The 6,850-nt window shown below is 34.3% G+C and carries 7 protein-coding genes; 6 read left to right on the top strand and 1 reads right to left on the bottom strand.

Annotated elements, in window-relative coordinates:
• The 6 genes from hisC to Q0543_RS11670 form a co-directional block, all read left to right on the top strand.
• A partial coding sequence (gene hisC, locus Q0543_RS11695) for a histidinol-phosphate transaminase (RefSeq protein ID WP_299253068.1) occupies positions 1–1,011 on the top strand: 1,011 nt, incomplete at its 5' end.
• Between the two features lie 22 nt (positions 1,012–1,033).
• The gene (gene hisB / locus Q0543_RS11690; RefSeq protein WP_299253065.1) at positions 1,034–2,152 is read left to right on the top strand and encodes a bifunctional histidinol-phosphatase/imidazoleglycerol-phosphate dehydratase HisB; all 1,119 of its coding nucleotides are present in this window, start codon (positions 1,034–1,036) and stop codon (positions 2,150–2,152) included.
• Between the two features lie 67 nt (positions 2,153–2,219).
• Positions 2,220–2,801, top strand: a complete 582-nt coding sequence (gene hisH, locus Q0543_RS11685; protein WP_299253062.1) for an imidazole glycerol phosphate synthase subunit HisH — start codon at positions 2,220–2,222, stop codon at positions 2,799–2,801.
• Between the two features lie 58 nt (positions 2,802–2,859).
• Positions 2,860–3,582 carry a 1-(5-phosphoribosyl)-5-[(5-phosphoribosylamino)methylideneamino]imidazole-4-carboxamide isomerase gene (hisA, locus tag Q0543_RS11680; protein ID WP_299253059.1) on the top strand — a complete coding sequence of 241 codons (723 nt, stop codon included), beginning with the start codon at positions 2,860–2,862 and terminating at the stop codon, positions 3,580–3,582.
• A 42-nt stretch (positions 3,583–3,624) separates the two neighbouring features.
• On the top strand, positions 3,625–4,380 hold the full coding sequence (gene hisF, locus Q0543_RS11675) for an imidazole glycerol phosphate synthase subunit HisF (protein WP_299253056.1): 756 nt from the start codon (positions 3,625–3,627) through the stop codon (positions 4,378–4,380).
• Between the two features lie 69 nt (positions 4,381–4,449).
• Complete coding sequence (locus Q0543_RS11670; RefSeq protein ID WP_299253054.1) at positions 4,450–5,187, top strand: prephenate dehydrogenase/arogenate dehydrogenase family protein; 738 nt, start codon at positions 4,450–4,452, stop codon at positions 5,185–5,187.
• A 180-nt stretch (positions 5,188–5,367) separates the two neighbouring features.
• Here the strand turns inward: Q0543_RS11670 and Q0543_RS11665 are convergent, their stop codons facing one another.
• Positions 5,368–6,651, bottom strand: coding sequence for a citrate synthase (locus Q0543_RS11665; RefSeq protein ID WP_299253051.1), 1,284 nt, complete (start codon positions 6,649–6,651; stop codon positions 5,368–5,370).
• Positions 6,652–6,850 lie beyond the last annotated feature (199 nt).

Raw genomic sequence — 6,850 nt, 5'->3', positions numbered from 1 at the left:
ATTAAGAATGCAAAACCGTATTCTTCTGCAAGAGATGAGTATAACGGTACGGAAGGTGTATTTTTAGATGCGAATGAAAATCCGTATGGTTCGGTCATTAAAAAGAAAGTGAATCGGTATCCAGATCCTTTGCAGCGAGAAGTCAAAGAAAAGCTAAGTGAACTTAAGAATGTTCCAATAGAAAATATATTCTTTGGGAATGGGAGTGATGAACCGATTGATTTATTGATTCGTGCTACATGTAATCCTGGCAAAGATAGTATTTTGATTTTGCCGCCTACCTATGGTATGTATGAAGTTAGTGCAGGCATTAATGATATTGAACTCATCTCTGTTCCATTAACGAAAGAATATAATTTGGATGTCGACGCAATCTTAGCTGCTATAAAGCCAACTACTAAAATTATTTTCATTTGCTCTCCCAATAATCCAACGGGGAATTTAATGGATGAAGAAAAAGTGAAACAGATTATTATTGCATTTAAAGGCATAGTAGTCGTAGATGAAGCGTACATTGATTTTGCAACAAGTATCGGTTTTGTTCCTTTGTTGAACCAATACCCCAATCTTGTAGTATTGCAAACCTTCTCTAAAGCTTGGGGCATGGCAGCTCTTAGACTTGGTACTGCATTTGCTTCTCATGAAATCGTTTCCGTTTTAAATAAAATAAAACCACCGTATAATATTAATCTATTAACTCAAGAGTGTGCATTAGAAGCCTTGTCTAACGTGCAGTTAAAAGATGATATGGTAAAAAAGATTTTAAATCAACGTGAGTGGTTGCGTACTGAATTAACTAAACTTTCTGTTTGTTTAGAGTTATATCCTTCAGATGCCAACTTTATTTTAATGCGAACGGTAGACGGTAAGAAAGTATATGATTACTTAGTTGAACATTCGGTAATAACTAGAGATCGCTCTAAAATCATTTTGTGTGAAGGATGTATTCGAATAACAGTTGGTACAGAAGTTGAAAATGAAAAAGTTATTGACGTTTTAAAGAAGTTTTAATTCCATAGTTTAGGATATAGATATGAAAAAGAAAGCATTGTTTATTGATCGCGATGGAACAATTATAAAAGAACCTGCTGACGAGCAAATTGATTCATTAGAGAAATTGGATTTTTTGCCAAGAGTATTAACAGCTCTGTCTAAGATCGCTGTAGAGTCAGATTACGAATTGGTGATGGTTACCAATCAAGATGGCTTAGGTACTAATTCATTCCCCGAAGAAACGTTTTGGCCTGCGCAAAATAAAATGTTAAAGATTTTAGAAGGCGAGGGAATTGTATTTAAACGTATACATGTAGATCGCTCTTTTCCAAAAGATAACCTTCCAACACGTAAGCCAGGTATTGCAATGCTTACAGAATATATGGATGGAAGGTATGATTTAGAAAATAGTTTTGTAATCGGCGATCGAGTAACTGATCTCCAATTGGCCAAAAATCTAGGGTCGAAAGCAATATATATTACTCCATCAACAAATGCATCGGATTGGGGAGTTGGAGAATTGCAATACGCATTAGCTACAGACGATTGGATGGAGATTTACAAATTCCTAATAAAGTCAGAACGTATTGCACGCGTGCATCGCAAAACCAATGAAACCGATATTAAAATATATCTGGATTTAGATGGTGAAGGTAAAGGTGTTATGAATACAGGTCTTGGTTTCTTTGATCACATGTTGGATCAATTGTGTAAACACTCCGGTATTGATTTGAATGTTGAAGTGAAAGGTGATTTACATATAGACGAACATCATACGATTGAAGATACAGCATTAGCATTAGGCGAAGCATTCCTAGAAGCACTAGGTACAAAGCGGGGCATAGATCGTTATGGTTTTTTATTACCTATGGATGAATGTTTGGCGCAAGTTGCAATTGATTTCTCTGGCAGAAGTTGGTTGATGTGGGAAGCGGAATATAAACGAGAGAAAATAGGAGATATGCCTACAGAAATGTTTTATCATTTCTTTAAATCATTTTGCGATACAGCCAAGTGCAATTTAAATATTAAGGTAGAAGGCGAAAACGAACATCATAAAATCGAATCTACTTTTAAGGCTTTTGCAAAAGCAATAAAAGCAGCTATTCGAAAAGATCCTTCTAATACAAAGATTCCAAGCACTAAGGGAACGCTTTAAAAGTGTAAAGTAAAAAGTGTAGAGTGTATAGATTACACCTTACACGTTACACTCTCAACTGACAAAAATGAAATTAGCAATTGTAAAATACAACGCTGGAAATATTCAATCTGTAATATATGCGCTTAACAGAATAGGTATTGAGCCTATTTTGACCGATGATATAGATGAATTGAAGTCTGCGGATAAAGTGCTTTTCCCAGGGCAAGGAGAAGCTTCTAATGCAATGAATTATCTTCGAAGTAAAGGCTTAGATCAAGTAATTAAAGACTTAAAACAACCTGTATTTGGTATTTGTATCGGACAGCAATTATTGTGTACTCATTCCGAAGAAAATAACACAGAATGCTTAGGGATTATTCCTGCGATGGTTAAGAAATTTCCGCCTCAAGATAAAGTACCACAAATGGGTTGGAATACGATAACAGATTTGAAAAGTCCCTTGTTTAAAGGGATAGATGAAGGTAGTTTCGTTTATTTTGTACATAGTTATTATGTTGAATCCAATCCATACCAAATAGGAACAACAGATTATATTCTTCCTTATGCCTGCGCATTGCAAAAGGATAATTTCTATGCCGTACAATTTCACCCAGAAAAAAGCAGTGACGTAGGCGAGCAGATATTGAAAAACTTTATTGAACTATAATTAAAATTCTACTACTCATACGCATTAGGCCTTAGGCTTTCCGCATTCAGCTTAAAAAATGATACAAATAATTCCTGCAATAGATATTATAGATGGTAAGTGTGTACGATTAACACAAGGCGATTACAATCAGAAAAAAGAGTATCACTCCAATCCGGTTGAAGTTGCTAAAATGTTTGAAGATGCTGGAATTAAAAGGTTACACTTGGTGGATCTGGATGGAGCAAAACAAAAACATATTGTAAATCATCAAGTACTCAAAAATATCACATCTGCTACAAAGCTAGATATCGACTTTGGTGGTGGGTTGCAATCCGATGAAGATTTAAAAATTGCTTTTGATGCGGGTGCTAAACAAATAACGGCTGGCAGTATAGCTGTTAAGAATCCGGAGAAAGTGCAAGGCTGGCTTATGCAATTCGGTAAACACCGAATTATTTTAGGTGCAGATGCCAAGGATGGAATGGTTGCTGTACATGGATGGCAAGAGACCTCAAACTTAAGTATTCAACAATTGATGAATCAGTTTTTACCTTTTGGAATTTCGTATTCCATTTGCACCGATGTTGCTAAGGATGGTTTGTTACAAGGCCCTTCCTTTGATTTATATAAACAATTATCGAAAGAATTTCCTCAGATAAATTGGATTGCAAGCGGTGGCGTTGCAGAATTTGCAGATCTTGAAAAATTAAACGACATGAATATATATGCTGTTATTGTTGGGAAAGCTTTTTACGAAGGACGCATTTCATTAAAACAATTATCTCAATTCAACGCTTAATACAATCTTAAAACGTATTAATAAAACTTACTTTTACAAAACGTGCTTACAAAACGAATTATACCTTGCTTAGATGTGAAAGATGGTAAAACCGTAAAAGGTGTTAACTTCTTAAACTTGCGTGATGCAGGCGATCCTGTAGAACTTGGAGCGTTATATTCTCAGCAAGGTGCAGATGAACTTGTGTTTTTAGATATTACAGCTACGTTAGAAAAAAGAAAAACTTTGGTTGAGTTGGTAAAGCGCGTTGCTCAAAATATTAATATTCCCTTTACAATTGGAGGTGGGATCGGATCTATTGAAGACGTTTCAGCATGTTTAAATGCGGGCGCAGACAAAGTCTCTGTAAATTCATCTGCTATTAATAATCCTGCATTGATTGATCAATTATCAAGAGAGTTTGGAAACCAATGTATTGTTGTTGCTATTGACACTAGAAATGTAGATGGTAATAATATTGTTCATTCCCATGGCGGCACCAAACCTACTACCTTAGATACATTCAAATGGGCTAAGGAAATGCAAGAGCGTGGAGCAGGAGAGTTATTGTTAACTTCCATGGATAAAGACGGAACAAAATCTGGATTTGCAAATGAATTAACTTCATTTATTTCTACTCATGTTTCCATTCCGATTATTGCTTCTGGTGGTGCAGGAACAATGGAACATTTTACAGATGTATTTACGATTGGTAAAGCAGACGCAGCATTAGCAGCGAGTATTTTCCATTTCAAAGAAATAGGTATCCCTGAATTGAAAACCTTTTTATCTGAAAAAGGAATTCGGATGCGTAATTGATTCTTATATTATACATTGAAACTAAATTTTTATCTCGAACGTATCGAGTACACATTTGAATTCTAAATTATGCGTACACTAGGAATAATTGGTTTTGGCGGATTTGGGCAGTTTATGGTAAAGCATTTACAGCCATATATTTCTGTTACAGTTCATGATTTAACAGATCTTTCTCACATAGCTGCTGAGAAAGATGTTACTTGGGGAACCTTAAAAGAGACAGCTTCAAAAGATATTGTTATTTTAGCTGTTCCTGTTCAGTTTTTAGAGTCTGTTTTGATTGATATTAAGGACTACTTAATTCACGGTGCCTTGGTAGCTGATGTGTCTTCTGTTAAAGTAAAGCCAATATCTTTAATGTTAAAACATTTGCCTGAAACGGTTGATATTATTGGTACGCACCCCTTGTTTGGACCTCAAAGTGGAAAAAATGGAGTGAAGGGTTTGAATATGGTTATTTGCCCAGTGCGCTCTAAAAAAACACGTGCAATCATGCATTTCTTTAGTAATGTATTGCAATTGAATGTACTTGAACGTACTCCAGAAACACATGACAAACAAATGGCTTACGTACAAGCTTTGACGCACTTTATTGGACGTTCTATTAATGAAATGGACATTCCAGATGTAGAACAAAAAACACCTGCATATCAATATTTATTAGATATTAAACGGAATTTAGGTGGAGATTCAATGGATTTGTTTTTAACCATTGAATTAGAAAATCCGTATGCTAAAAAAGTTCGTGAAGAATTTATGGATGCATTGAAAAATTTAGACGACCGATTGGAGAATGTTAAAAGATAAAATGAATAGTACGAAGTATTGAGTACAGAGTACTTAGTATATAAAATGAAAACAAAAAAGATAGTAAGTGCTTTTATATTCAATACAGTTTAAAAAAATAAGGTTCAACTATATTAGTTGAACCTTATTTTTTTAAACTCGGTACTTAGTACTCAATACTCAATACTCCGTACTTTTTCACTATTTCCTTTTATCAATAGCAACATAATCTCTTTCAGTATAACCTGTGTATATTTGTCTTGGTCTACCGATAGGTTCTTTAGCATCTCTCAATTCTTTCCATTGAGCAATCCATCCTGGTAAACGACCAATTGCGAACATTACAGTAAATAAATCACTACGTAACCCCAAAGCTTTGTAAATAATACCAGAGTAAAAATCTACGTTTGGATAAAGTTTACGTTCAATAAAATAAGGATCACTTAGTGCAGCTTGTTCTAATTCTTTTGCTATTTCTAACGCAGGATCATTTACTCCAAGTTTATTCAATATGTCATCACATGCTTTTTTGATGATATTTGCACGTGGGTCAAAGTTTTTATATACTCTGTGGCCAAAGCCCATCAAGCGAACTTCTCTTGTTTTAACTTTTGCAATGTAGTCTTTAGTAGAAATGCCTGAAGTTTTAATTTCTTCCAACATTTCAATTACTTCTTGGTTTGCACCACCGTGTAATGGGCCCCATAATGCATTAATACCTGCTGCAATAGAAGAATACAAACTTGCATGTGCAGAACCAACAATTCTAACAGTAGATGTTGAACAGTTTTGCTCGTGGTCTGCGTGTAGAATGAATAATGTATTTAAAGCCTGAACCACTATTGGGTCAACAGAAAACTCTTCATGTGGATGTCCAAACATCATATAAAGGAAGTTTTCACAATATCCCATTTTTGGCTTTGGGTACATCAAAGGTTGACCTTTTGAGTTTCTATAAGACCAAGCAGCAATTGTTGGTAGTTTTGCCATTAAACGAACAATAGTAAGGTCTATTTCTTCATCATTAGCATTTTGATCGATTGAACCAGGGTAGTAAGCTGTTAATGAACTTACTGCGGAAGATAAAACACCCATTGGATGAGCGGAAGATGGGAAACCATCAAATATTTTCTTTATATCTTCATGTAGGCTTGTATGTTTTCTGATTCGTTCTCTAAATGTATCTAATTGAGTAGTATTTGGTAATTCACCATATATTAATAAATAAGAAACCTCTAAAAAAGAAGCTTTAGCTGCTAATTGTTCAATTGGGTAACCTCTATATCTTAAAATTCCCTTTTCTCCATCCAGGAAGGTAATTGCGCTTCTAGTGGCTCCAGTGTTTTTATAACCAGTATCTAATGTAACATAACCAGTAAGATCTCTTAATTTGGCAATATCTATCGCTAGTTCACCCTCAGACCCTTCAATTACTGGGAATTTATAACTTTTACCGTCTAATATTATTTCCGCTTCTCTCGACATGATGATTTATATATTTAATTAGATTGATAAAACTTTTAACGCTTAAAAATACATAGTGATTGTTAAATTATAAAGTAAAGAGGATTAAATTATTTCAATATTTAAAAAAAATAATGCAAAATTTTAACTATGTCTAATATTATTTCGTCGCTTATTGGTTTTTAAATAAGATTATTGTTTAATTATATAAATATAAAAT

The sequence above is a fragment of the uncultured Cytophaga sp. genome, from assembly GCF_937863595.1.
Classification (GTDB): domain Bacteria; phylum Bacteroidota; class Bacteroidia; order Cytophagales; family Cytophagaceae; genus Cytophaga.
Note: the sequence above shows the minus strand (reverse complement) of the source record. Positions and strands in the feature narration are given on the sequence as shown.